The sequence below is a fragment of the Actinoplanes xinjiangensis genome, assembly GCF_003148685.1.
Lineage (GTDB): Bacteria > Actinomycetota > Actinomycetes > Mycobacteriales > Micromonosporaceae > Actinoplanes > Actinoplanes xinjiangensis.
In genome coordinates, this window is record NZ_QGGR01000013.1 from 26,200 (window position 1) to 50,232 (window position 24,033).

The window sequence follows — 24,033 nt, forward strand, 5'->3', positions numbered from 1 at the left end:
TCAGCACTCGATGACGTTGACGGCCAGGCCGCCGCGGGACGTCTCCTTGTACTTGATCTTCATGTCGGCGCCGGTCTCCTTCATGGTCTTGATGACCTTGTCGAGGGAGACGTGGTGGCGGCCGTCGCCACGCAGCGCCATCCGCGCGGCGGTGACGGCCTTGACGGCGCCCATGCCGTTGCGTTCGATGCAGGGGATCTGCACCAGGCCGCCGACCGGGTCGCAGGTGAGGCCGAGGTTGTGTTCCATGCCGATCTCGGCGGCGTTCTCCACCTGCTCCGGGGTGCCGCCGAGCACCTCGGCGAGCCCGGCCGCGGCCATCGCGCACGCCGAGCCGACCTCACCCTGACAGCCGACCTCCGCCCCGGAGATCGACGCGTTCTCCTTGAACAGGTGCCCGATCGCTCCCGCCGCCAGCAGGAACCGCACCACGCCTTCGGCGTCGGCGCCGGGCACGAAGTCCAGGTAGTAGCGCAGCACGGCCGGAATGATCCCGGCGGCGCCGTTGGTCGGGGCGGTCACCACCCGGCCGCCTGCCGCGTTCTGCTCGTTGACCGCCATGGCGTAGACGGTCAGCCACTCCATCGGGTCACCGTCGGCGGTCAGCTTGCGGGCGGTCAGCGCCGCCCGGCGACGGACCTTCAGACCCCCGGGGAGTACGCCCTCCGCCTCCAGCCCCTCGTCGATGCATGCGTTCATGACCCGCCAGATGCCGAGCAGCCCGGTCCGCACCTCGGCGACCGGCCGGCGAGCGGACTCGTTGAGCAGCATCAGCCGCGAGATCGACAGCCCCGTGGTCCGGGTCAGTTCCAGCAGGTCGGCACCGGAGGAGAACGGGTGAGGCACGGGCGTGTGCTCCGGGCGTACCGCCGAAGAGCCGTCAGCGACCACGAACCCGCCGCCGACCGAGAAGTAGGTCCTGGTCAGCAGCTCGGCGCCGTCGGCGGCGAGTGCGGTGAAGCGCATGCCGTTGGGGTGCCCGGGCAGCGCGCGGCGCCGGTGCAGGACCAGGTCGACGTCGAAGCCGGTGGCGTCCGGGGACGGTTCGAGGGTGGTGTCGACCGTCTCCGGATCCTCGCCCTGGAGGCCGAGCAGCACCGCCCGCGGCGTGCCGTGGCCGTGCCCGGTCGCGCCGAGGGAGCCGAACAGTTCGGCCCGCACGGTCGCCACCTGGTCGATTCCGGTCAGGTGGGCGGTGAAGAGCCGGGCCGCACGCATCGGGCCGACCGTGTGCGAGCTGGACGGGCCGATGCCGATGGAGAACAGGTCGAAGACGGAGACGGTCACGGCTCAGCCCTGCCTGCGGTAGAACGGCAGCGCGACGACCTCGGCCTCTTCGCGGCTGCCGCGGATGTCGACGAGGACGCGGGTGCCGGGTTCGATGCGGTCGGCCGGCAGGTACGCCATGGCGATCGGATGGCCCAGCGTGGGGGAGGGCACGCCGCTGGTCACCTCGCCGATGCGGTCGCCGGTGTCCGGGTCGAGGACCGCGTGACCGGCGCGGGGGGAGCGCCGGCCCTTGGTCACCAGGCCGGCGAGCAGGCGGTCCGGGCGGGCGGTACGGAGGGCGGCGGCGCCGACGAAGTCCGGCTTGTCCAGGGCGACGACCCGGCCCAGACCGGCGTGGAACGGGGTGGTGCGCAGGGTCAGCTCGTGGCCGTACAGCGGCATCCCGGCCTCCAGCCGCAGCGTGTCCCGGCAGGCCAGCCCGCACGCGACGGCCCCGTTGCCGGACGCCCAGGCCCAGATCGCCTCGGCGTCGGCGTTCGCGCAGTAGATCTCGAAGCCGTCCTCGCCGGTGTAGCCGGTACGGGCCAGCAGCACGTCGTGCCCGGCCAGCCGCTCCGGGCGGATGCCGTAGTAGCGCAGATCCGGGTGCGCGCCGACCACTGAGACGGCCTGGGGACCCTGCACGGCGATCAGTGACCGGTCCAGATCAGTGATCGCGACGGTGTAGCCGCCGGAGTGCTCGCCGAGCATCGCCCGTACCACCGCGGCGTTGGCGGCGTTGGCCACCACCAGGAAGCGGTCCTCGGCCAGCCGGTAGACGACCAGGTCGTCGAGGACACCGCCGGTCGTGTGGCACAGCATGGTGTATTTCGCGCGGCCCACCGCGACCGTCGACAGCCGGCCCACCAGTGCGTGGTCCAGGAACGCGGCGGCATCCTGGCCGGTCACCTCGATCTGGCCCATGTGACCGAGATCGAACAGGCCGGCGCCGGTCCGGACGGTGTGGTGCTCGGCGATGTCACTGCCGTAGCGCAGCGGCATCGACCAGCCGGCGAAACCGGTCATGGTGGCGCCGAGACGCTGGTGGACGTGGTGCAGGGCGGTGTGGCGCAACGGAGGCTCCTCGTCGGGTTGGGCCTCCCTCGCTCTGTCATCTCTGCCTGAGAGGTTCACCGCCGGAGGGCGGCTTGCACCGTGGGCGCAGCCCTCCGAGAAGAGCTGACTTTCCAGAGTCGCCTGACCGTCGCGGTACTGGGGCCTGAGAGATTCTGAGGGAGAAGTTGCTCCTTCGGCGCCTCGCTGAACTGCGAGGACTCTCCCGCGGCGGGGTTGCGGCGAAGTATCGAGTTGTGGTCGGCCGACCATACCCCAAGGTGCGCCGTTCGCGGCGGGCCGGCAAGGACAGCCCGGCAGTGCGTTCAACCGGCGAAGGTCTCCCGGCCCACCACCCGCAGCAGTTCGAGGTGGCCGGCGGTAGGGCTGCCGGGCGGTGCGGTGAGCAGCACCAGCCGTTGATCCTCGGCCGGGGTCAGCAGCGTCTCGCAGTCGAGTTCGAGCAGCCCGACCGTCGGGTGCTGCACCAGCAGACGGCTCTCCCGTGGGACCGCCACCTCGTGCCGGTCCCACAGGCCGGCGAACTCGCCACTGCCGGCCCGCATCCGTCGCACCAGCGATATCGCCACCGGATCGTTGCCGCGCCGGGCGACCGCGGCCCGCAGGTCGGCGACGTACACCCGGCTCAGGTAGTCGTGCTCCCCGGCCGGGTGTGCCAGCCGGATCCTTGGGTCGTTGAACCACCGCCACACGATGTTGTGGTCCTGGTCGTGGTCGTGCCGCATCGGCGGGCAGATGTCGCCGAACAGGGTCTCGGCCAGCGCGTTCTGCGCCAGCAGGTCCCCGAGGTCGCTGAGGACCTGGGCCGGGACCCCGGTCACCTGATCGAGCAGATACAGCAGACCCGGCCGTACGTGGGTGCCGGCCAGGCGCCCGGCCGGCGGCCGATGACCGGCCAGCAGGTACAGGTGGTCCCGTTCGTCGTCGCTGAGCCGCAGTGCCTGCCCGAGCGACCGCAGCACCTGCGGTGACGGTTGCGGGCTGCGCGCCTGTTCCAGGCGCATCAGATAATCGGCCGACATGCCGGCGAGGATCGCCACCTCTTCACGGCGCAACCCGGGGGTACGCCGCCGCGGTCCCGCCGCCAGCCCGACCTCCTGCGGCCGCAACCGTTCCCGGCACCGGCGGATGAAGTCGGCCAGCTCACGTCGATCCATGCCTGTCATGCTCGCGCATCCGCCGGATCGCAGCCACGGATCGCCGGTCCTAGGCAGACAGGTCCGCTCCACAACCGTTCGCCGCCGCCGCAACCTGGTGCCACAGCGATCCACGAGAGAGGTGGCAGTCATGGAGGCGATCGTCTTCGACCGGTTCGGTGGGCCCGAGGTGCTGCGGGTGGCCGAGGTCGACGTGCCGCAGCCGGGTCCCGGCCAGATCCGGCTGCGGGTGGTGTCGGCCGGTGTCAACCCGGTCGACCACAAGATCCGTAACGGGTGGCTGGCGCAGGTGTTCACCACCACGTTCCCGGCGACACCCGGCTGGGAGGCGGCCGGCGTCGTCGACGAGGTCGGTGCGGGGGTGACCGGCCTGGCGGCCGGTGACGAGGTGTTCGGGTTCACCGACACCGGGTCGTACGCCGGGTTCGCGCTGGCCACCGTCGTCGCCCGGAAGCCGGCCGGGCTGGGCTGGGACGAGGCCGCGGCGCTGCCGGTGGCCGGCGAGACCGCCCAGCGGATCCTGGACCTGCTGGCGGTCGAGAAGGGCGAGACGGTTCTGCTGCACGGGGCGGCCGGTGGTGTGGGCGGGGTGGCGGTCCAGTTGGCGGTGGCCCGCGGTGCGACCGTGATCGGTACCGCGTCACCGGCCAATCACGACTATCTGCGCTCGCTCGGCGCGATCCCGGTGGCGTACGGCGACGGTCTCGCCGACCGGGTCCGTGCCGCCGCGCCGCAGGGTGTCGACGCCGTCTTCGACGCGGCCGGCCAGGGTGCGCTGGAGGCGTCGGTGCAGGTACGGGGCGGTACGGACCGGATCATCACGATCGCCGACGCGGTGGGCGCCCAGCGCTGGGGCGTTCCGTTCTCGGCCGACGGCGAACGCGGCGCGGAGGCCCTGGCGGCACTGGCCGATCTGGCCGTGACCGGCGGGTTGCGGGTCGAGGTGGCCGGGACGTTCGCGCTCGCCGAGGCGGGGAAGGCGCAGGACCGCAGCGCCACCGGCCACGTCCGCGGCAAGCTGATCCTGCATCCCTGACATCTTGACCGATCGGGTGTCATCGATGTAAACGTTTCAAAACATCGATGGGAGTGCGGCGATGAGAAGAACACGAGTGCTGGCGCTGGCCACCGCCGCGGTGGTGGCGGTGCCGGGCCCGGCTCTGGCCGGCGATCGCCGTGACCTCCCCGGGGAGTGCACCGGGACCGCGCCGGTGGTCTGCCACTACGACGTGGCCCCCGGTGGGTACGACGTCTCCGTCCTCCTCGGCAGCCCGGACACCGCCGGCAGCACCGCGGTCCAGGCCGAGGCCCGCCGGATGATGCTCGCCGAGACCGTCACCGGGGCGGGCCGGTTCGCCCGCCGGGACTTCAGCGTCGACGTGCGGGAGCCGGAGGGCGAGCCGACCCTGCCCGGCGCCGGCACGCCGGGGCTGACCCTCACCTTCACCGGCACGGCCCCGCAGGTGCGCCGGGTGACCGTCCGTCCCGCGCCGCGCCGGGTCCCGCAGTTGTTCCTCGCTGCTGACTCGACCGTCTGCGATCAGGCCGTCGTGCCGTACACCGGCTGGGGCCAGGCCGTTCCGCAGCACCTGCGGCGCGGGGTGACGGTGGTCAACTACGCCGACTCGGGGGAGGGTACGGCGTCGTTCCTGGCCGATCCGCGACTGTGGGCGACGATGCTGCCGCGGGTCGGGCGCGGTGACGTGGTGGTGCTCCAGTTCGGGCACAACGACAAGGCGACGACCGCCGGGGACTACCGGGCCAACCTGACCCGGATGGTCGGCGAGCTGCGGGCCGTGCACGCGCGGCCGGTGCTGGTCAGTCCGCCGGTGCGGCGCCTGTTCGACACGACCGGGCGGCTGACCGCGGTCGCGCGGCATGTCAACGGTCTCGGCGTGGACCTGCCCATGGAGATGGAGGCGGTCGCGACCGAACTGGACGTGCCCTACGTCGACCTGACCGGCGACAGTGCCGCGCTGGTCGAGGGTCTCGGTGCCGAGGCGTCGAAGCCGATCTTCCTGTACGACGAGAAGCGGGACAACACGCACTTCTCCGAGTACGGCGCGGACCGGATCGGCCGGCTCGTCCTGTCCCGGCTGCGGCAGTCGCGCCTGCTCCCGCCGTACGTCTGGCGGTGAAGGATCCGGCTGGTTCCCACCGCTGTCTCGCCCCGGCTGAGACAGCGGTGGGAACCAGCCGGTGACCCGACGGATCGCGGGACCGGTGCGCCTTCCGTCAGCCGGGAAAGCGCTTGCCCCGGTAAATACGTTTCAGAAGGATGAGGATCATGCGGGCTGATCTCGAGGTGACGGGGCCGCACGGCCCGATTCCGGTACGCGTCTATGAGCCGGACGGCCCCGCCGAGGCGGTGCTCGTCTGGGCGCACGGCGGCGGCTTCCGGCACGGCGACCTGGACATGCCCGAGGCCGACATGGTCAGCGCCGAGCTGTGCCGCCGGGCGAACGCGGTCGTCGTCTCGGTCGGCTACCGGCTGGCCGTCGACGGGGTCCGCTACCCGGTGCCGATCGACGACGTGCACGCCGTCTGGACCTGGGTGACCGCCCGCACCGATCTGCCGGACCGCCGCGCGATCGGCGGCGCCAGCGCGGGAGCCGCCCTGGCCGTGTCGGCGGCACTGCGGGCGACGGCGGACCCGCCCGACCTGCTCCTGCTGGCCTACCCGTTCGCGCACTTCCCGACGCCGACGCTCGGGCACGGCCGCACTCTGGAGAACATCGAGGACATGGTCCGCAACTATGTGGGCCGGATCAGTGATCTGCCCGTCGACGCGCTGCCAGGTGCGGCCCGCCTCGACGGCCTGCCCCCGGCGTACATCGTGCTGTCCGAATCCGACGATCTGCGCCCCTCCGGCGAGCTGCTGGAGCGGCAGCTGCGCGAGGCCGGTGTGCCGGCCGAGTCGTTCCTGGCCCCGGGCACCACGCACGGGCACCTCAACCGGCCGGACGACGTGCCGGACGCGGTGGACGCCTCGCTCGGTTTCTTCGCGGCCGCGTTGCGCGCACCCCGCCGGGCCCCGCGCTGGCTGCGGCGCGACGGCGAGCCGCGGATCGAGTTCGGTGCCGACTACAACCCCGAGCAGTGGCCGCGCGAGGTGTGGGCCGACGACGTCCGGGCGATGCGCGAGGCCGGTGTCACGATCGTCTCGCTCGGCATCTTCGCGTGGGCCCGGCTCGAACCGGCCGAGCGCCGCTACGACTTCGGCTGGCTCGACGAGGTGATGGACCTGCTGCACGCCGGGGGCATCCTGGTCAATCTGGCCACGCCGACCGCGTCACCGCCGCCGTGGCTGACCACGGGACATCCGGAGATCCTGCCGGTCGACCGGGACGGCCGGACCGTGTGGCCGGGCGCCCGCCAGCACTGGCGGCCCACCTCGCCGGTCTTCCGGGAGCACGCGCTGCGCCTGGTCCGGGCACTCGCCAGGCGTTACGCGGACCATCCGGCGCTCGCGGCGTGGCACGTCAACAACGAGCTGGGCTGCCACAACGTCCACGATTACTCCGACGACGCGGCGCGCGCCTTCCGGGGCTGGCTGCGGCGCCGTTACACCACCCTGGACGCCCTGAACGCGGCCTGGGGCACCGACTTCTGGTCGCAACGTTACGGCGAGTGGGAGCAGATCCTGCCGCCGCGGTACGCGAACGGGCCGGTCAACCCGACGCAGCAGCTGGACTTCAAACGGTTCTCCTCGGACGCGCTCAAGGACTACTACCTGGCCGAGCGGCGGATCCTGCGGGAGATCACCCCGGACGTGCCGGTGACGACGAACTTCATGGTCGCCGGGCCGATCAACGAGATGAACTACCCGGACTGGGCGGCCGAGGTGGACTTCGTCGCCAACGACCACTACACCCGGCCCGGCCCGCAGTCGCGCGACGAGCTGTCCTTCTCCGCCAACCTCTGCGGCAACCTGATCACCGGCCGGCCCTGGTTCCTGATGGAGCACTCGACCAGTGCGGTCAACTGGCAGCCGGTCAACGTGCCGAAACTTCCCGGGGAACTGGCTCGCGACTCGCTCACGCATGTCGCCCACGGTGCCGACGGTGTCTGCTTCTTCCAGTGGCGGCAGTCGCGGGCCGGCGCCGAGAAGTTCCACTCGGCGATGCTGCCGCACGCCGGAACCTCCAGCGCGATCTTCGCGGCGGTCACCGGGCTGGGCGCGCGGTTGCGGTCGCTGTCCGGCGTCGCGGGCCTTGCCCGTACGCCGTCCGACGTCGCCGTGGTGATCGATTACGAGTCGTGGTGGGCCGCCGAACAGGACTCGCACCCGACCGACCGGCTGCGCTACCGCGACGAGGCCCTCGACTGGTACACCGCCCTGCTCGACGCCGGTGTCCGCGCCGACGTGGTGCCGGTGTCCGCCGACCTGACCGGCTACCGCCTGGTGGTGGCCCCGATCCTGCACCTGGTCCCGGCCGCCCTCAAGCACCGTCTGGAGGAGTACGTGGCCGGCGGCGGGCACCTGGTGACGACGTACTTCTCCGGCATCGTCGACGAGTTCGACCACGCCTGGCTCGGCGGTTATCCCGGTGCGCTGCGTGACCTGCTCGGCATCCGGGTCGAGGAGTTCGCGCCGCTGCTCGACGGCGAGTCGGTGCCGCTGTCCACCGGCACGTCCGGCACCCTCTGGTCGGAGCGGGTGGAGGTGACCGACCCGGCGGTCACGGTGCTGGCCACCTATCTCGACGGCGGGGCGGCCGTCACCCGTCGCGTGGTGGGTGCGGGCTCTGCCGCGTACATCTCGACCCGGTTGGGGCCGCCAGGCCTGCTCGTGATCCTCGACGAGCTGCTGTCGCCTGCCGGTGTCGTCAGTGAGCTGCCGCCGGACCTGCGCGGGAAGGTCGAACTCGCGGTCCGCGGCCCGGTCCGCTTCCTGATCAACCGCACCGCCGAGCCGGTCGACCTGTCCGCAGTGGCCGGTGCGCCGCGGACGCTGCCGGCCCGCGGCGTCGTGGTGCTGCTCAGCCCCGGTGTTCCCGGATGACGTCGTCGCCGTCACGGCCGGTCTCGGCGAAACCGGCCCTGGCGGCGACCGCGGCGGACGCGTGGTTGACCTGGTCGTGCCGGATGACCAGGCGCTCGATCCCCGGCAGGGAGAGCGCCACCCGGGACAGGACGGTCACCGCGGCGGTCATCCGGCCCTGGCCGGCCCACGGCGTCCGCAGCCAGTAGCCGATCTCCAGAGCGCCCGGACCGGGCCGGGTCATCAGCCCGATCGAGCCGATCAGGTCACCGACGGTCGTGAAGATCGCGTAGTTGAACTCGGTGCCGGCCGCCCAGTTCGCCGCCGACCGCTCGGTGTAGTCGCGGGCCGCGGCGAGACCGTAGTCCGGGGTGGCGAACGGCAGGAACGGCGCCAGCTCGGGCAGTGACTCCTGGACGGCGGCGACCAGTTCGGCGGACCATTCCGGTTCCCAGCGCTTCAGGACGAGGTCACCGGCATTGATCATCTCGGGTGGTTCCATGAGCGGCATTCTGCCGGACGCCTATATCCGAGGTTAGGGACGCATATCCGGCTGCGGCTGGATCCGCCGGCCGTCGCCGAAGACGAGACTCGTCGTCATGATGATCGCCCCGCCGGCCGGCAGCCCGTACCACCGTCTCGCCCGCACCGCCGTCCACCGCTGGTGGCGGTTTCCGGTGGGCACCCTGTTCATCCTCGCCGCCGGGTTCGCCGCGATGATCGCCGGCTACGGGGCCTACGTGATCGCGGCCGAGGTCTCCGGGCGCCCGGACGGGCCGGACGGCACCGCCACCTTCGGGCCGCTGGCCGAACTGGCGGTGGGGTTCCTGTCGATCGCGGTGATCCTGCCGTTCGTGCTGATCGCGGCCCGCTGGATCCAGCGGCGCCCGGCCGGGACCCTGTCCTCGGTGACCGGACGGATCCGCTGGCGATGGCTGGGCGTCTGTCTGGCCGTCGCGACGGTGACGATCATCCTGTTCCTGACCGCCGGCACCGCGCTGACCGCGGTCACCGGTGAGGATGCCGGGCTCGGCGATCCGCTGGCCGGCTGGGGCCCGTTCCTGGTGTCGGCGGCCGTGGTGCTGGCCGTGGTGCCGTTGCAGGCCGCCGCCGAGGAGTACGTGTGCCGCGGCTGGCTGCTCCAGGGCGCGGGTGCGTGGCTGCGCAGTCCGTGGCTGCCGATCCTGCTGCAGGCGGCGGTGTTCGCGGCGCTGCACGGCTGGGGTACACCGTGGGGGTTCGCCGACCTGATGGTGTTCGGTGTGGTGGCCGGCTGGGTGACGGTGCGGACCGGTGGCCTGGAGGCGGCGGTCGCGCTGCACGTCATGAACAATCTGCTCGGCACTCTGGTGGCGGCCGCGTTCGGGCAGCTGACGATCGACGAGACCGCCGCCGACATGCCGTGGCAGGGGTTCGCCGTCGATGTGCCGATCCTGATCGGGTTCGCCGCGGTGATCGTCTGGCTGGCCCGCCGCCGGGAACTCGTCACGGTGACCCCGATCGTCTCCTATCCGACAGCCGGGTACGGCCCGGCCTCCGGTGCCCCCTTCGCTCCGCCGCTTTCGTGGCCCCCGGCCCACGGGTTTCGGCCGGGGGCGTGACGTCCCGCTGAGGCGCGAAAAAACAGGATGAAATAGGTATAAGCGCAGTATCGGAAATTTCCGGGCGCTAACAAGATCAAAGCGGGCAAATTCTGAGAAGAACGTCACTATCGAGGGCCGTGAGCTTGGCTTACGGCCCATCGACGTGGTTACCGTCGGGCCGTCCCGCGACGCGGGCACTGTGGACGGACCGCCGAATCCTGCCGCCGTTCCACAGACGCGATCCAGACGGCAGGAGCGGGGGACCCACTTTTCACGGCGCGCGGGATGCGCGCCTCGGGGTGAAGCCGTGTGCACGCGGCCGGGCCTGAATCCGCCCGAACCCGACAGCTCACCTCGTAGGCGTGGAGGATCTCCATGTCTCGGATCGGTAGTAGACGAGTTCGCCTTGCCCTGGTTCTGGCGACAGCCGGAGTCACCGGAGCAGGCGTCCTGCTCGGCCCGGCCACCCCGGCCCAGGCCGCGCGCCAGGTCAACTGGGACGTCGTCGCCAAATGCGAGTCCGGCGGCAGGTGGCACATCAACACCGGCAACGGGTATTACGGCGGCCTGCAGTTCAGCCGCAGCACGTGGAAGGCGAACGGCGGCGGCAAATACGCCCCGACCGCCGACCGGGCCACCAAGGCCGAGCAGATCGCCATCGCCAACAAGCTCCACGCCAAGCGTGGGCTGAGCCCCTGGCCCACCTGCGGGAAGAAGGCGGGCGTCTACAAGAAGACGACGACGGCGTCCAAGAAGAAGAAGGCCGTCGCCAAGAAGCCCAGCGGCAAGACCTACGTGATCCGCTCCGGCGACACCCTCGCCTCGATCGCCAGGAAATACAAGGTCAAGGGCGGCTGGCGTACGCTCTACGCGCTGAACAAGGACAAGCTGCGCAGCCCCGGCCTGATCTTCGCGGGTCAGCGCATCCGCCTCTGACCCGGGCTTTCCGGTCGCCGCCCGCACGCCGGGCCTGACGAATCGGACCAGCGCGTCGAGCCCGTGTCCGGGGTGTGCGCCGTCACGCGGCTGCGTGGCACCACCCCGGACACGGTCCGGCACCCGGGTTGTCTTCAGCGCCGCGCCGGCTGCAGCGTGGCTTCGGCACGTGGCTGTCGTAGCACCACCAGGCCCACCAGGAATCCGGCGGCCAGCAGTCCCGCCGAGGTGGCGAAGGCCAGCCGGTACCCGCCGGTCAGCGCCTCGGCCTGGGTCCACCCCGCGGCGAGCAGCCCCTCGGTGCGCGAGGCGGCCAGTGTGGACAGCACCGCCACGCCGATCGCCATGCCGACCTGCTGAGTCGTGTTGAACAGACCCGACGCAAGACCGGCGTCGCTCTCCCGTGCCCCGGACATGCCCAGTGTCGCCAGCGCCGGCAGGACCAGGCCGCCACCGGAGATCAGCAGCATCACCGGCAGGAGGTCGGTGACGTAGTCGGCCCGTACCGGAATCCGGGTCAGCAGCGCCATCGCCGCGAACAACAGCACCAACCCGGCGAGCAGCACCGCCCGGGCCCCGAAACGTGCGCTGAGCCGCGCCGACACGAACAGCGACACGATGCCGATCCCGACGGCGGCCGGAAGCATCGCGAGACCCGTCTCCAGGGCGGTGTAGCCGAGCACCCTCTGCATGTGCAGGGCGACCAGGATCTGGAAGGCGAACATGCCGGACAGCGCGAGCATCTGCGTCAGGTTCGCCCCGGTGACGGTGCGGGACCGGAGGATCCGCAGCGGCATCAGTGGATTCCCGGCGGTCGCCTGCCGCACCACGAACCCGCCCAGCAGGATCAGCGCGACCGCACCGGTCCACCAGTGCCTCCCGCCCTCGACGACGGTGTAGATGCCGATCATCAGCCCGGACGTGACCAGCAACGCTCCGAGCACGTCCGCACCCGCGGACAGTCCGGCCCCGCGATCGCGAGGCAGCACCCGTAGTGCCAGCAGGATCGTGGCCAGGCCGATCGGCACGTTGATGAAGAAGATCCACGGCCAGCTCAGGAGGTCGGTGAGCACCCCGCCGAGCACCTGGCCGATGGACGCGCCGGCCGCCCCGGTGAAGCTGAAGATCGCGATCGCGCGGCCCCGTTCCCCGCCGTCGGTGAAGATCGTGACGAGGATGCCCAGCACCACGGCCGACGCCATCGCGCTGCCGACCCCCTGAAGGAACCGTGCCGCGATCAGCGTCCCCGGCCCGTCCGCCAGGCCGGCCAGCAGCGACGCGGCGGTGAAAACGGCGTTCCCGGCCAGGAACATCGTGCGCCGCCCGATCAGGTCGCCGAGCCGCCCCGCGAGCAGCAGCAGCCCACCGAACGGAATCAGGTAGGCGTTGACCATCCAGCTGAGCCCGGCCGGCGAGAACCCCACATCCTGCTGGATGGCGGGCATCGCCACGGTCACGATGCTGCCGTCGAGAATCGTCATCAGCCCGGCGGCGGACAGAACGCCGAGCGCGGTCCAACGGTGCATGAAATCCTCCCCATCAGTACGACAGGAAGGACGCTAGCAGATAGTTTTGTTGTAGACGATCCCTCTCGGATCTACTTGGCGCGCTCCCGGGCCCGCCGACCGCCCTCCACCGGTGTGGCCAGATGTCCGGCGGCCAGCCGGTTCAGGGCGCGGACCAGCACGTCCCGCTCCTGTTCGGGAATGCTGCCGAGCGCCGCCCGGTGCACCCCGTCAACGATCTCCTGACTGCGCCGCGCCACCTCGGCCCCCTCCGCCGTGACCGCGATGATCCGCGCCCGGCGATCGGTGCTCGACGGCCGCCGCTCCGCATAACCGGCCTTCTCCAGCGCGTCCACGGTCACCACCATGGTCGTCTTGTCCATGTCGCCCAGCTCGGCCAGCTGAATCTGCGTCCGCTCCTCCTCCAGCGCATGCACCAGCACACAGTGCATCCGCGAGGTCAACCCGATCTCGGCGAGCGCCGCCGCCATCCTGGTCCGCAGGACATGGCTGGTGTGATCCAGCAGAAACGACAGGTCCGTCTCGGTCCGCGCAGGCGCCATCGCAGTCATCCGTCAAGGTTAGTTCCAAGACAGATGATCCGCTTCCGGTACGGTCCACCGCCGCCCCCACCGGCCCGTCCGGTGCGTCAGGCAACCGCTGACCTATGTCTTCCGGTCGCGCCCGGTCTTGGCCGACTCCGACCCCGGAGCGACCATGCGCTCGCCAGCCATCGGCGGCTCGTCCACCGGACGGCCTTCGGCGTCTGTCGCCGAAGGCGCGGCGGGCCGGCGGGAGCGGAAGGTGCGGGGGTCGAACGCGCCGCCGGGATGCTGCTGGACGAATTCGCCCTGGGCGTCACTGATCAGGCCCCGTGCCCGGTCGGGATCGTTCTGTCGATACCGGTCCTGTGCGTCACTCATACCGGGGAGGTACCCGGGAGGCGAGCGAACTACCGTCGCGATCCCGCCGCTCCCGTCCGGCCGGCCACGGCTATCCGTCGAGCTCGCCGGGCAGGGGCTCGGACGTCCGGTGCCCGGTGTCGTCGACCTGGCCGGGGGCCATGCTGCCGCCGTGCGCCTCCTGCGCCGGATGCTCCTGGGCGCGGTGCGGATCGACGTCGGCGGAGCCCGGCCCGTCCTCGGTGGTGAACTCGCTGTACTGCTCGGGATCGACATCACTCATGATCGCCGTATACCCGCGCGGCATCGTCTGATTCGCCGGCCCGGGAGATCCGCTCGCCGCTACCCGGGAGGGGCGCCCAGGCGTTCGCGGTCCTCGTCGCAGATCCCCGGATACCTGGCACAGAAGCGGACTGCCTGCTCGTAGTCATCCGGCGTACGCCGGGCCTGATAGAGGGTGACGAGCAGTCCGGACAGCAGGCGGACCCGTTCGGCGTACTGGACCTCGTCGGCGGCATCGGTGGCCACCAGACAGAGGGCGCCGAAGCTGATCGCCTGGTCGATGAGGTGGACCGCCCCGCCGGCTTCATACTGCTGCCGGAGGAGTTGAGCAATCATCTCCTGGACGCCCGCCGTGGCCACCGGGAAAGGCCTCTGACGGAGCATCTGTTCCGTGGCCACCGCGACCTTCGTCGCCTCCTCGAGGTCTCCGGGCAGATCACGCGAGGACAGGACCCGCGCGAGAACGATCTTGGCGCCGATGAATTCGGAGACGGGATTCTCATAGAACCGAGGCTTCCAGCGACGTAGCTTCGCCACCACGAGGGTCAGCCGGTGGAGATCCCTCTGCATGTATGCCCTGGTGGCGCGATACTCCAACTTGAGCAGACGCCGGGACACCACTAGCTGGCCAGTAGCCGACAACAGCGACTCCCTTCGATCGAAACTCCATGATGAAGGAGGTGACAGACCTTGTCGATCCCGCGGCCGGACCGCGATGGCGCTCATCTGGCACCGTGTGGCCATGGTGGATACCAAGGCCCTGCTCGCCGCCTACGACGCGCAGATGCGCCGGCCGACCGGCGCCATCCCGACCGGCGTGACGTACGAGTACGACGGTCCCCTTCTCCGGATCGTCGGCGGGCATGTGGGACGCATCCGGGCGCCGCGCGATGCCGGTGTCACCGGCGCGGAACTCGACGACCTGATCGCCCGGCAGCGGGACTACTTCCAGGCCCGTGGCGAAGCCGTCGAGTGGAAACTTCGTGCCCACGACCTGCCGGCGGATCTCCCTGATCGCCTGGTCGCCGCCGGGTTCACGCCGCAGGAGCCGGCCACGGTGCTGCTCGGCTTCGCCGAGGAGGCGGCCGCCGAACCGGTCCTGCCCGACGGCGTCGTACTGCGGCGGATCAGTGAACCTGAAGACCTGCGCCGCTTCGCCGGCCAGCAGACCGAAGCGTTCGGGGTCGACTGCTCCTGGGTCGCGGACCACCTCGCCGCCCGGGTGTCGGCTGATCCCGACCAGATCACCATCCTGGCCGCCGAAGCCGGTGACCAGTTCGCCTGCACCGCCCTGGTGGAATACTGCCCCGGCACCGACTTCGTCGCGCTGCTCGGCGGCGCGACCCTGCCGCGGTGGCGGGGACGGGGCCTCTACCGTGCCATGATCGCCGCCCGGGCCCGGGAGGCCGTCGCCCGCGGCTTCCGGCTACTGCACGTCGACGCGTCCCCGGCCAGCGCCCCCATCCTGCGCCGGTGCGGCTTCCACGAGATCACCACCTCGACGCACTACCAGTGGACGCCGTGAGCCGCCCAGGTTGAGTGCGCCGAGCGGCAGCCGCTATCTCGCGGGCTCGGAAGGGGGACCGCCCGGCTCTGCTCGAAGCCGCTGCAGTCTGCGCCGGGCATGAACGTCAGTCACGGCGAACTCCGCCAGGTCCGTCAACCGGCCCGCTCTCGCGAGCAGATCGATGTGCCACAGGTGCGCGTTGTGCCGGTGGGGATCCCGGCTGTAGCACTCGGCGTACGCGCCCACCAGGGCGATCGCGACCGACCAGTCTCCGGCGGCCTCCGCCGCTTCGGCGGCGGCCTGGTCGAACGGGGGATTCACCGTTCGAGTATGACCGTGGTCAGCCGGCCGCCGGCCACGAGACGGCCGGTTTCGGGCCTCCACCGGTGACCCGGAACGCCGTGCACTGTCGATGACGGAGTGACCTACCGGAGCGTTGTCGCCGCGGCTATCGTCTCCACCTCATGGGGATGCACTACGGGCTCATCGCGGCCACGGCCACACGGCAGGAGTTCCTCACCGAACTCACCCGGCACGCCGGCGAAATCGAGGTGGGGCCACCGGCCGAGTCCCACGACGAGATGACCATCGGCGAGCGCAACGGGCACACCTTCGTCCTCGACGCCACCATGACGCTGGCGGACGAGGACGACATGGTGCTCGAGATGTCGAAACGCCTCGGCACCGTGGTGTGCGCCGGCGCGGAGACCGTGTCGGGAACCTTCTGGCTCACCGCGGCGAAGGACGGCGTCCCTCTGCGCTGCGTGTTCGTCCAGCACGCGGGGATGACACGCGGCATGGCGATCGGCGATCCACTCCCGACCGAGGCCGACCACCCCATCGAAGACCCCGACGGCGACGGCATCTTCGCCGCCCTCGCGTGGCTGGGCCTCGACGCCTACGGCTGGCTCACCGAGGGCCCGTCCGACGTCCTGCACTGGTCCGGCGAACGCAGCCCCGCCGGCGGCCAGATCCGCGAGATCAAGCAAACGCACTACGAGCGCTACAAGCGCCCCGACGACGACAACCGGCTCTCCCAGCTGACAGCCGTCGTCCGCGACGAGCCGTAGACCCACGACCCGCCCTTCTGACGTCACGGTGTGTGGTGGCAGGGGGCGGACCCGCGCGGAGGACGTCATCGGATGGCCTGACCATCAGTGCGGTCGGGCGGGCCCGCACCGGCGAGACGGATCAGTGGATCTACCGGTGAGGTGACGTTGTACTGTCAGCCGCCGGCGCTGATCGGCGCCGTCAGCTGAAGGGGAACCGCATGATGCGCTACTGGCCGCGGAGTGCCGCCGGACTGCCGCCGGGGCAGCGCCTCATGGCGGAGATGCCCCGGTTCAGCGACCTGCCCCATCGGCCGCCGCCCACCATGCCGGTCGAGCCCAGGCTGGAGATCAGGAACGAAGGTGAGTTGATCGCCGTCCTGAGCGGCGCTGACCTTCAGGCGCTGGGACCGCGCGAACATACGGCCGACTTCCACTGCGTCACGACATGGTCGGTGACGGGGCTGGTGTGGACGGGCGTCCCGCTGCGCGAGGCTCTCGCGTCGGTGGGGATGTCCGATGCCCCGGCGCCGTACCTGGTGGCCCGAGCGGGTGATCGGCGCAAGGCCGTCTTGACCTGGGAAGATGCCACTGCCGAGGACGTGCTGTTGGCGACCCACCTCAACGGCACCGCTCTTGACGACAGGCACGGTGCGCCGCTGCGCCTCGTGTCGCCCGGCCAGTACGGCTACAAGAGCGTCAAGCACCTCATCGCCGTGGACTTCCGCGCCGCGCAGCCCCCGGCCATGTCGAAGGAGCACCTCAGGGCCCGCGTCGCCCTCGAGGAACGGCACCCGCGACTGCCGAGCTCGCTGGTAAGGCTGCCGTACCGGCTGATGATCGCCCCGACCGCGTACGTGGCCGAGCGGACGCTACGCCGTAGTCGTATCGGTTAGCGTGTTGTGGGAGCACCTGGCCGACCAGATTCACGATGGCTTCGCGTGTCTCAGCCGGCTCGAGACTCAGACGCCGCTCAAGCTCACCCAGCCGGCGTAGCTCGTCAAGCCGCGAGTCTGTAGGAGAGGGATTCTCGTGGGAGACCCTCGGAGGATAGAGGCGATAGCTGCGTGTGCCCGAAGCCTGCCGGCTCCGGCCATGGGTGCGCCCGGCGTCGGGTAGACCGCCGCTGACAGGGGTACGGGCGTGATCGCATACGCTCGGTGGGTGTTCGAGGCTTCGCGGATCTGCCGCTGCGTCATCTGTCACGACTACGGCGATCGCGATGACTACGACGCGGCCGACCATGGCGTGATCGAGAATGTGAAGAAGTTCGGGTGGAGCGTCACCGGCGTTCCCGCGGATGAGAATGGGCCGGGCTGGTCGTACACGATCGGCCGCTGGCACAGCCGGGGCGAGCCGGAACTCGCCATGTTCGGGCTCGACCTGCGTGTCATGCAATCCTGCCTGAACATCCTCGGGCACCGCGACGGCCTCGCCGACGGCCAGTCCCATGACGATGTCGTCAACGGTTACCCCGTGCGCCTGAGGACCGTCGAACCGAATTGGTATCGGGCCTTCTTCGGCCAGGCCATGTGGTTCTACCGGCGCCCGCCCATTCCGTTTCTCGAGGTGGTCTGGCCCAACCGGGACGGCGCTTTTCCGTGGGACGACGGCAGCCTCACCCAGCCGCACCTCTGGCTCGCACCCACCGAGCATGTGCAGGGTGTCTGGACCCAGGACGTCTGAAGCCAGGAAGAGACACGGGAGGCCATAGACTCCGGCGATGGCCGTCAGCCGAGGGATGCTCCTGTCGCTCATGGTGTTGCTCGCTCTCCATCCGGTGACCCACAACTGGAGCGGCGATCCGGACGCGTGGAGCCTGGTCAAGGATCACGTCGCGGCCTGGCACCCGGCAGTCGGTGCACTCTGGATCCTCCTCATCGCGACAGCCGCCGCCGCGGTCGTCGCGCAGGCCGGGGCGAGCCGGACCGTGACGTCTCCCTGACAGGTGGCGCTGTCCACAGCAGAGGGCCGCGGAATGTCCGTTTGGTGGCGGCGGAAGTGGTTTCCGATCGATTCTCGTTCCGGCAGCGTCACGGGTAAGGCTGAAAAACTGTGGGGTCGATCATCGATCCGATTAGCTTTTCGATGCGCTGGGTACAAGGCTGGCGGCGGGAGATACCCGCCAGTGAAACGGAGCAAAGTCATGCTGGTACTGGGGCTCATCCTTCTGCTGTTGGGCATCTTCCTGAAGGTGTCGATTCTCTACACGATCGGCATCATTCTCCTGGTGATCGGCGCCGTGCTCTGGATCCTCGGTGCCGTCGGCCGCCCGGTCGGTGGTCGAAAAGTCTGGTTCTAGACTTAGCTGACCAGACAGCGCTGAAAAGGGCGTCCCACTTTCGAGTGGGCGCCCTTTCGCGTACCCGAGTCGCGTTTTGATCCGAAGATCGGGCTCGGAAGATAAGCGATTACTTCTACTCGCCGAAAGACGTCCGATGCTGGACGAGATCCGATTCCGTCGCCCGCGGCCGTTCGTGCGGCGCGGGCCGTGCGTGATCATCTACCGCGGATATCGCGTCGAGGGTGGGGGCATGGGTGCCCCGGGCGGGGGAACTCCGCCGGTATGGCGGCACACGCAGGGGACCAGGCGGAGAAGACCCGGCATTTCCAGTGCGCGCGTTGCGCCGAGCGGGTGCTGGTGCAGGCCGGTGCCACGATTCCGCCCTGCCCGAACGGTCACACCGAGTACAGGAGCCGGATGCAGGTGGGCCCGGGTGGGAGGCGATCCGGCGGGCCGGAGAACTCCCATCGGGCCGGGTGACGGGGATCGTCAACCCGACGCCTTCAACGGGGCGGTCCCGTGCCCGCTCAGTCCGTTCACGCGAGTGCCGATGGAATCGGAGGATGGTGGATGCAGCTCGGGAGGAGACGCGGATGCCGGAACGCTCCGAAACCGCTCAGCAGGTTGCAGATCTTCTGCACACCGCGCGGCAGTCGCTGGGGATGGGCCTGGCGTTCCTGAGTCGCATGGAGGGGGCGGTGCAGCACCTGGAGGTCGTCGACTCCGTTCTTCCCCTGAACGACGGCATGACACAGCCGCGCGCCACCTCGTTCTGCCAGGCGATCGCGGACGGCGCCCTGCCTCCGGTGATTCCGGACGTCAGCCGATTCCCGGCGGCGATGCGCCTGCCGGCCGCCGAGCTGGGGATCCGTAGCTACATCTCGGTGCCGGTCGAACTCAGCGACGGCACTGTCTACGGCACCTTCTGCAGTGCCGGTCTGGAGGCCGACCCGGGCCTGGCCGAGCGGGACCGGGTGCTTCTGGAGGTGCTCGCCCATGCCGCGGCGGTGATCATCGAGCCGGATGTCGTGAGGAGGCGCCGCAACGCCGAGATCGAGAGCCGGCTGCGGCCACTGCTGGACCGGCACGGCCCGGTGGTCCTCCTGCAACCGATCGTCGAGTTGGCCGGTGGCCGCCGGGTCGGCGCGGAGGCGCTCAGCAGGTTCCCGCACGAGTGGCACCAACCGCCGGACGAGGTCTTCGCCGACGCGGACCTGATCGGAGAGCGGGAGAACCTCGAACTGGCGGCGTTGCGTGGCGCCGCCGATCATCTGCCGCACGTGACCGGGTACATCGCCATGAACATCTCCGCGGCGACCCTCTACGCCCCCGGTGGTGTGGAGTTCCTGACGAGGCTGCCACTGGAACGGATCGTGCTCGAGTTGTCCGAGCACGACCCCATCGATGACTACGAGCGGTTGAGGAACGTACTGGCGCCGCTGCGGGCGGCGGGCATGCGCCTGGCCATCGACGACGTCGGTGCCGGCTACTCCTCGCTACGGCACATCGTCGCCACCGGTCCGGACGTCATCAAGCTGGACCGCAGCATCGTCAGCGGAGTGGCCGACGACGCCGTGCTCGCGGTGGTCGTGCACGCCCTGGTCGAGCTGGCCGGGGCGGTCGGTGCCGCGGTGGTCGCGGAGGGCATCGAGACCGCGGCGGACGCGGCCGCCCTGGTCAAGCTGGGTGTCGGGCTGGGTCAGGGATGGCTCTTCGACCGGGCCGTCACGGCCGCGGACCTGCGGAACGGGTACGCACTCGCGCCGTCCAGTCGGTGAGCCGGGCTGACGCCGTACGTCATGGGGGAGACCCGGCAGGGAGGTAGTGCCGGCTGTTCAGGTCCGCGGTGGCCGGCCCTGGCCGGCCAGCCAGCTGGCCACCTGGGTCCGGGACGTGAAACCGAGCTTGCTCAGGATGTTCTCCACGTGTCCCTCGGCGGTGCGCTGCGCCACCACCAATCGCGTGGCGATGTCCTTGTTGCTCAGGCCCTGGGCGATCAGTGCGGCGACCTCACGTTCGCGCCTGGTCAGCCCGAGGTCTGCGGCGGCGTCGGCCGGCGGTTCCGGCACCCGGGCGCGCGGTTGCCGCTCCAGCGCCATCGCGACCACGTCGGCGTCGGACAGGTCGGCGCCGCGCCGGGTGGCGGCCGAGAACGTGGCGGCGCCGAGCCGTGACCGCACCTCGACCACCACCTCGTCGTGCCATTTCTGCAGGATGCGGAACGGCGCCAGCGAAGTGTGCATCTCCTGCCACATCCGCCGGGACACCCCGAGCAGCATGGCCGACCGCTCGTCGCGCAGTTCGCGTGCGGCGATCCAGGCGAGCGACTCCACCGCCAGCCCGACGGTGAACTGCTCGCCCTCCACCGCCTTGCCGATGGTCAGGCTGTCCCTGGCCGCCGCGGTGGCACCGGCGTAGTCGTCGTCCCGCCAGCGCAGCACACTCAGCGCCCACAGCCCGAACGACTGCCACCACACCTCGCCGCTGGCCGCGCCCAGATCCTTGGCGGCGGTCAGATCGGGGTAGCCACTGGACGGCTGACCGGCGAGACCCCGGCACAACCCGAGGACGATCAGCGTCCACAGTTCGCCGTTACGGATCTTCAGGGCACGGAACGCGACGAGCGCCTGCTCCAGCAACGGCAGCGCCTCGGCGTAGTCGCCCGGCCACATCCTGAAGATGCCCTCGATCAGCGGCAGGTACGCCCGCTCGGGCGACGGGGGAAGCGCTTCTGCCAGGGCCACCGCGTCGGCGAGCAGCGCGCCGGCCCGGTCGGCGTCGCCCTGGATGCCGGCGATCCACGCGGCGACGCGCAGTGCCTTGACCCGGGTCCAGTGCCGGGGCGCGGGCATCGCCAGAGCGCGGTCGAGCCAGTGCCGTCCTTCCGAGAAGTAGCCCCGGACGAACCAGTGATTCTGCAGATCGGCGGCGAACCGCAGCGCGGTCTCGGGTGGTCCCGAGGTGGTCGCATACTCCAGCGCCACCCGTAGATTGGCGCCCTCGTGGCGCAGCCGTTGCATGACGGCCGTCTGTTGCGGGCCGACCCAGATCCGGTCCGCGTGGGCGGCGAGGCCGGCGAACCACCGGCAGTGCCGGTGCGCCATCGCCTCATATTCTCCGGCCGCGGACAGCCTGGCGCTGCCGTACTCGCGGGTGACCTCGAGAATCTGGTAACGCGCCGTGCCGTTCCCGGCCCGGATCAGGACCGACTTCTCCACCAGTGACGCGATCAGGTCGAGGATGGTCTCGCTGGGCACCCGCTCGTCGGCGCAGACCGCCTCGGCGGCGTCGAGCTCGAAGCCACCCGAGAAGACCGACACCCGTGACCAGAGGATCCGTTCCTCCTCGGAGCACAGGTCCCAGCTCCAGTCGATCAGCGCGCGCAGGGTCTGCTGTCGTTGCGGCGCGTTGCGGGGGCCGGTGGTGAGCAACTGGTAGCGGTCGGTCAGCCGGTCCAGGATCTGGTCGAGGGAGAGCACGCGGAGCCGGGCCACCGCCAGTTCGATGGCCAGCGGCATGCCTTCAAGGGCCTGGCACAGCCGTACGATCGTGGCGCAGTTGGCCTCGGTGACCTGGAAGTCGGGCAGGACCGCCGTGGCCCGCTCGATGAGAAGGCTCGTCGATTCGTACCTCTGTAGTTCGGTGGGGCTGCACGCGACCGCCGGGTCGGGCACCGACAGGGGATGCACGGCCAGGGTGGCCTCGCCGTCGAGCCGTAGCGCCTGCCGGCTCGTGGCCAGGATGCGCAGCTCGGGGCAGGACCGCAGCAGGGTCTCGGCGAGGGCGGCGCAGGCGCCGACGAGGTGTTCGCAGTTGTCCAGGATCAGCAGCACCTGCTGGCCGGCCAGGAAATCGGCGAGCCCGGCCGGGTCCAGCCGCACCGTGTCCTCACGGAGGCCGAGCGTCTCGCCGACGGTGACCACGACGAGGTCCGGGTCGTGCAGTTCGGCGAGGCCGATGAACCAGACTCCGTGGGGGAAGAGGCGGCGCAGATCGGCGCCGGCGCGCTGAGCGAGCCGGGTCTTGCCGACCCCGCCGGAGCCGGTGAGCGTGACCAGCCGACTGGTGGACAGCATGCGCCGAACCCCGGTCACCTCTTGCCGTCGGCCGACGAAACTGGTCAGTTCGGCGGGGAGATTTCCGACGGTGCCGCGCCTGGTCGTGGCGGTGCTCATGTAGGCACGGTAGTGGGTCGCCCGGCACGGGTGCTCGTTGGTGTGGTGGCCGCAACGAGTGGACCGGCACCTGTCCCCGCCTGCCCGTCCGCACCGTCGCGGCACGCCCGATCGACGACCGTGAGCGCCGCGGAGGCGGACGCCCGGGGATCGGCGCCAGCCGCGGGACGGGACCCGTACCGCCGAATCCAGGTACTCCCCGTAATCCAGGTACTTTCCCCGTGTTCGCAGAGTGTGCGGTCGTGAAGTGTGGATTCGCGTACACATGCTCTCGATCGGAAAGGAGTCCGGCGTGGGCCGCCACTCCGCCGACTGGACGGCACCTGGCTCGACAGACCCCGATTCTTCAGGCACTTCTGCCGTTCGAAGGGTTCCCCGGCACGCCGATCTGTTCGTCCCCACCCCCGGCAGCGCGGCAGCGCAGTTCCATGCGAAGCGGACCGCGGAGACGTTCGATCAACTGGTCGAGCCGCACCGCGCAGCACTGCACGCATATGTACTGCGGAACACGAAGGGTGACGAGGCCGTCGCGGAATCCGTGCTCCGGGAAACGCTCTACCGGGCGTCGTACGACCCGCGACGTTACCCGCGGCGGGCGTCGGCCGTACGGGCGTGGTTGATTCTGACCGCCTACAAGGCGCTGCGCGACGGCGAACGCCACGCCCCGGCGGGGCACGACGACCGCCACCCGGGACCGGGCCGGGTGTCGGCGGGCTTCTCCGAACCGGCGCCGGGACCGGCCGACGAGGGGCACGCCACCACGGTCGTCTCGGCGATGCTGGAGCTCACGGCCGAACATCGCGAACTCATCATCCAGACGTTCTACGGCGGCGCCTCCCTGGAGGAGGTCGCGGCCGACCGCGGCGCCCCGGTGGCGAAGATCAAATCTGACCTGTACGCCGCGATGCACGCCCTGCGCGCCGTGCTCGACCGGCAGGTGGCCGGCCGGCACGGGGTCCGATGAGGCGGTCGGTCCGCCGTCTCACCTCGCTGCCGGAGGGTGTACCGGCAGCCCACCACTCGCACCCGCGCATCGACCTGGCCTCGGAGTGTGGACAACCGCGATGAGGTGAAGGCGTTCCTCACCTCCCGCCGCGCAAAGATCACCCCTGAGCAGGCCGGGCTGACGAGCTACCACCGCAATCGGCGGGTGCCGGGTCTGCGCCGCAGCGAGGTCGCCGATCTGGCCGGCGGAACAGCAGCACCTGGCCGCCCTGGCCCGTGCCGCCGGCCCCGGCCCCGGCGCCCGCCCCCGCCGCAAGCCGCCCGCACCACGGATTCGCCCGAGCATCGCCCGGGTCCTCGATCTGATGACCGGGATTCCGG

24 protein-coding genes and 3 riboswitches are annotated in these 24,033 nt (G+C 70.6%); of the genes, 13 read left to right on the top strand and 11 right to left on the bottom strand.

The window, feature by feature from the left end; all coding sequences use genetic code 11:
* The 3 genes from BC793_RS26935 to BC793_RS26945 all read right to left on the bottom strand — a co-directional run bounded on the left by BC793_RS26935 (position 1) and on the right by BC793_RS26945 (position 3,500).
* On the bottom strand, positions 1–1,287 hold the full coding sequence (locus BC793_RS26935; protein WP_109597044.1) for an L-serine ammonia-lyase: 1,287 nt from the start codon (positions 1,285–1,287) through the stop codon (positions 1–3).
* A 3-nt stretch (positions 1,288–1,290) separates the two neighbouring features.
* On the bottom strand, positions 1,291–2,343 hold the full coding sequence (gcvT, locus tag BC793_RS26940; protein ID WP_109597046.1) for a glycine cleavage system aminomethyltransferase GcvT: 1,053 nt from the start codon (positions 2,341–2,343) through the stop codon (positions 1,291–1,293).
* A gap of 32 nt (positions 2,344–2,375) precedes the next feature.
* A riboswitch (glycine riboswitch) is annotated at positions 2,376–2,462 on the bottom strand.
* 4 nt (positions 2,463–2,466) lie between these two features.
* A riboswitch (glycine riboswitch) is annotated at positions 2,467–2,561 on the bottom strand.
* Positions 2,562–2,648: 87 nt separating this feature from the next.
* On the bottom strand, positions 2,649–3,500 hold the full coding sequence (locus BC793_RS26945; RefSeq protein WP_239170349.1) for a helix-turn-helix transcriptional regulator: 852 nt from the start codon (positions 3,498–3,500) through the stop codon (positions 2,649–2,651).
* 130 nt (positions 3,501–3,630) lie between these two features.
* Here BC793_RS26945 and BC793_RS26950 point away from each other — a divergent pair, with 130 nt between their 5' ends.
* The 3 genes from BC793_RS26950 (at position 3,631) to BC793_RS26960 (ending at position 8,505) form a co-directional block, all read left to right on the top strand.
* Positions 3,631–4,536: an NADP-dependent oxidoreductase gene (locus BC793_RS26950; RefSeq protein WP_109597050.1), complete on the top strand. Its 906-nt coding sequence runs from the start codon at positions 3,631–3,633 to the stop codon at positions 4,534–4,536.
* Positions 4,537–4,597: 61 nt separating this feature from the next.
* Entirely contained in the window at positions 4,598–5,638 is a 1,041-nt protein-coding gene (locus BC793_RS26955) for a rhamnogalacturonan acetylesterase (RefSeq protein WP_203896388.1), read from the top strand.
* A gap of 149 nt (positions 5,639–5,787) precedes the next feature.
* Complete coding sequence (locus BC793_RS26960) at positions 5,788–8,505, top strand: beta-galactosidase (RefSeq protein ID WP_158319380.1); 2,718 nt, start codon at positions 5,788–5,790, stop codon at positions 8,503–8,505.
* Here the strand turns inward: BC793_RS26960 and BC793_RS26965 are convergent.
* Positions 8,483–8,986: a GNAT family N-acetyltransferase gene (locus BC793_RS26965; protein ID WP_109597589.1), complete on the bottom strand. Its 504-nt coding sequence runs from the start codon at positions 8,984–8,986 to the stop codon at positions 8,483–8,485. The genes BC793_RS26960 and BC793_RS26965 overlap by 23 nt on opposite strands.
* Positions 8,987–9,083: 97 nt before the next feature.
* Here BC793_RS26965 and BC793_RS26970 point away from each other — a divergent pair, with 97 nt between their 5' ends.
* Positions 9,084–10,085, top strand: a complete 1,002-nt coding sequence (locus BC793_RS26970) for a CPBP family intramembrane glutamic endopeptidase (RefSeq protein ID WP_109597054.1) — start codon at positions 9,084–9,086, stop codon at positions 10,083–10,085.
* 181 nt (positions 10,086–10,266) lie between these two features.
* Positions 10,267–10,440, top strand: a riboswitch (cyclic di-AMP (ydaO/yuaA leader).
* A 2-nt stretch (positions 10,441–10,442) separates the two neighbouring features.
* On the top strand, positions 10,443–11,003 hold the full coding sequence (locus BC793_RS26975; RefSeq protein WP_109597056.1) for a LysM peptidoglycan-binding domain-containing protein: 561 nt from the start codon (positions 10,443–10,445) through the stop codon (positions 11,001–11,003).
* A 134-nt stretch (positions 11,004–11,137) separates the two neighbouring features.
* On the opposite strand, the gene BC793_RS26980 is transcribed toward BC793_RS26975, so the two are convergent.
* The 5 genes from BC793_RS26980 to BC793_RS27000 form a co-directional block, all read right to left on the bottom strand.
* Positions 11,138–12,529 carry an MFS transporter gene (locus tag BC793_RS26980; RefSeq protein ID WP_109597059.1) on the bottom strand — a complete coding sequence of 464 codons (1,392 nt, stop codon included), beginning with the start codon at positions 12,527–12,529 and terminating at the stop codon, positions 11,138–11,140.
* 71 nt (positions 12,530–12,600) lie between these two features.
* On the bottom strand, positions 12,601–13,080 hold the full coding sequence (locus tag BC793_RS26985; RefSeq protein WP_109597061.1) for a MarR family winged helix-turn-helix transcriptional regulator: 480 nt from the start codon (positions 13,078–13,080) through the stop codon (positions 12,601–12,603).
* Positions 13,081–13,173: 93 nt separating this feature from the next.
* Entirely contained in the window at positions 13,174–13,431 is a 258-nt protein-coding gene (locus BC793_RS26990; protein ID WP_109597063.1) for a hypothetical protein, read from the bottom strand.
* A 70-nt stretch (positions 13,432–13,501) separates the two neighbouring features.
* Positions 13,502–13,693, bottom strand: a complete 192-nt coding sequence (locus tag BC793_RS26995; protein WP_109597065.1) for a hypothetical protein — start codon at positions 13,691–13,693, stop codon at positions 13,502–13,504.
* Positions 13,694–13,752: 59 nt separating this feature from the next.
* Positions 13,753–14,262: a hypothetical protein gene (locus tag BC793_RS27000; RefSeq protein WP_146246468.1), complete on the bottom strand. Its 510-nt coding sequence runs from the start codon at positions 14,260–14,262 to the stop codon at positions 13,753–13,755.
* Between the two features lie 172 nt (positions 14,263–14,434).
* Between BC793_RS27000 and BC793_RS27005 the strand changes: the two genes are divergently transcribed.
* A complete protein-coding gene (locus tag BC793_RS27005) occupies positions 14,435–15,217 on the top strand; it encodes a GNAT family N-acetyltransferase (RefSeq protein WP_109597595.1) in 783 nt (260 codons plus the stop codon).
* A 33-nt stretch (positions 15,218–15,250) separates the two neighbouring features.
* Here the strand turns inward: BC793_RS27005 and BC793_RS27010 are convergent, their stop codons facing one another.
* Positions 15,251–15,520 (bottom strand): hypothetical protein, encoded by a 270-nt coding sequence (locus BC793_RS27010; RefSeq protein WP_109597070.1) that lies wholly within the window; start codon positions 15,518–15,520, stop codon positions 15,251–15,253.
* 143 nt (positions 15,521–15,663) lie between these two features.
* On the opposite strand from BC793_RS27010, the gene BC793_RS27015 reads away from it, so the two are divergent.
* The 6 genes from BC793_RS27015 (at position 15,664) to BC793_RS27045 (ending at position 20,310) form a co-directional block, all read left to right on the top strand.
* A complete protein-coding gene (locus tag BC793_RS27015; protein ID WP_109597073.1) occupies positions 15,664–16,269 on the top strand; it encodes a hypothetical protein in 606 nt (201 codons plus the stop codon).
* 200 nt (positions 16,270–16,469) lie between these two features.
* Complete coding sequence (locus BC793_RS27020) at positions 16,470–17,144, top strand: molybdopterin-dependent oxidoreductase (protein WP_109597076.1); 675 nt, start codon at positions 16,470–16,472, stop codon at positions 17,142–17,144.
* Positions 17,145–17,412: 268 nt separating this feature from the next.
* A complete protein-coding gene (locus BC793_RS27025; protein WP_203896389.1) occupies positions 17,413–17,934 on the top strand; it encodes a DUF4262 domain-containing protein in 522 nt (173 codons plus the stop codon).
* A gap of 37 nt (positions 17,935–17,971) precedes the next feature.
* Entirely contained in the window at positions 17,972–18,193 is a 222-nt protein-coding gene (locus BC793_RS27030) for a hypothetical protein (protein ID WP_146246469.1), read from the top strand.
* A gap of 201 nt (positions 18,194–18,394) precedes the next feature.
* The gene (locus tag BC793_RS27035; protein WP_109597081.1) at positions 18,395–18,550 is read left to right on the top strand and encodes a hypothetical protein; all 156 of its coding nucleotides are present in this window, start codon (positions 18,395–18,397) and stop codon (positions 18,548–18,550) included.
* Positions 18,551–19,125: 575 nt separating this feature from the next.
* Positions 19,126–20,310: a sensor domain-containing phosphodiesterase gene (locus BC793_RS27045; RefSeq protein WP_109597086.1), complete on the top strand. Its 1,185-nt coding sequence runs from the start codon at positions 19,126–19,128 to the stop codon at positions 20,308–20,310.
* A gap of 57 nt (positions 20,311–20,367) precedes the next feature.
* Here the strand turns inward: BC793_RS27045 and BC793_RS27050 are convergent, their stop codons facing one another.
* Entirely contained in the window at positions 20,368–22,707 is a 2,340-nt protein-coding gene (locus BC793_RS27050) for an ATP-binding protein (RefSeq protein WP_109597089.1), read from the bottom strand.
* 292 nt (positions 22,708–22,999) lie between these two features.
* Between BC793_RS27050 and BC793_RS49010 the strand changes: the two genes are divergently transcribed.
* Entirely contained in the window at positions 23,000–23,671 is a 672-nt protein-coding gene (locus BC793_RS49010) for a sigma-70 family RNA polymerase sigma factor (RefSeq protein WP_146246470.1), read from the top strand.
* Positions 23,672–24,033: the final 362 nt, after the last annotated feature.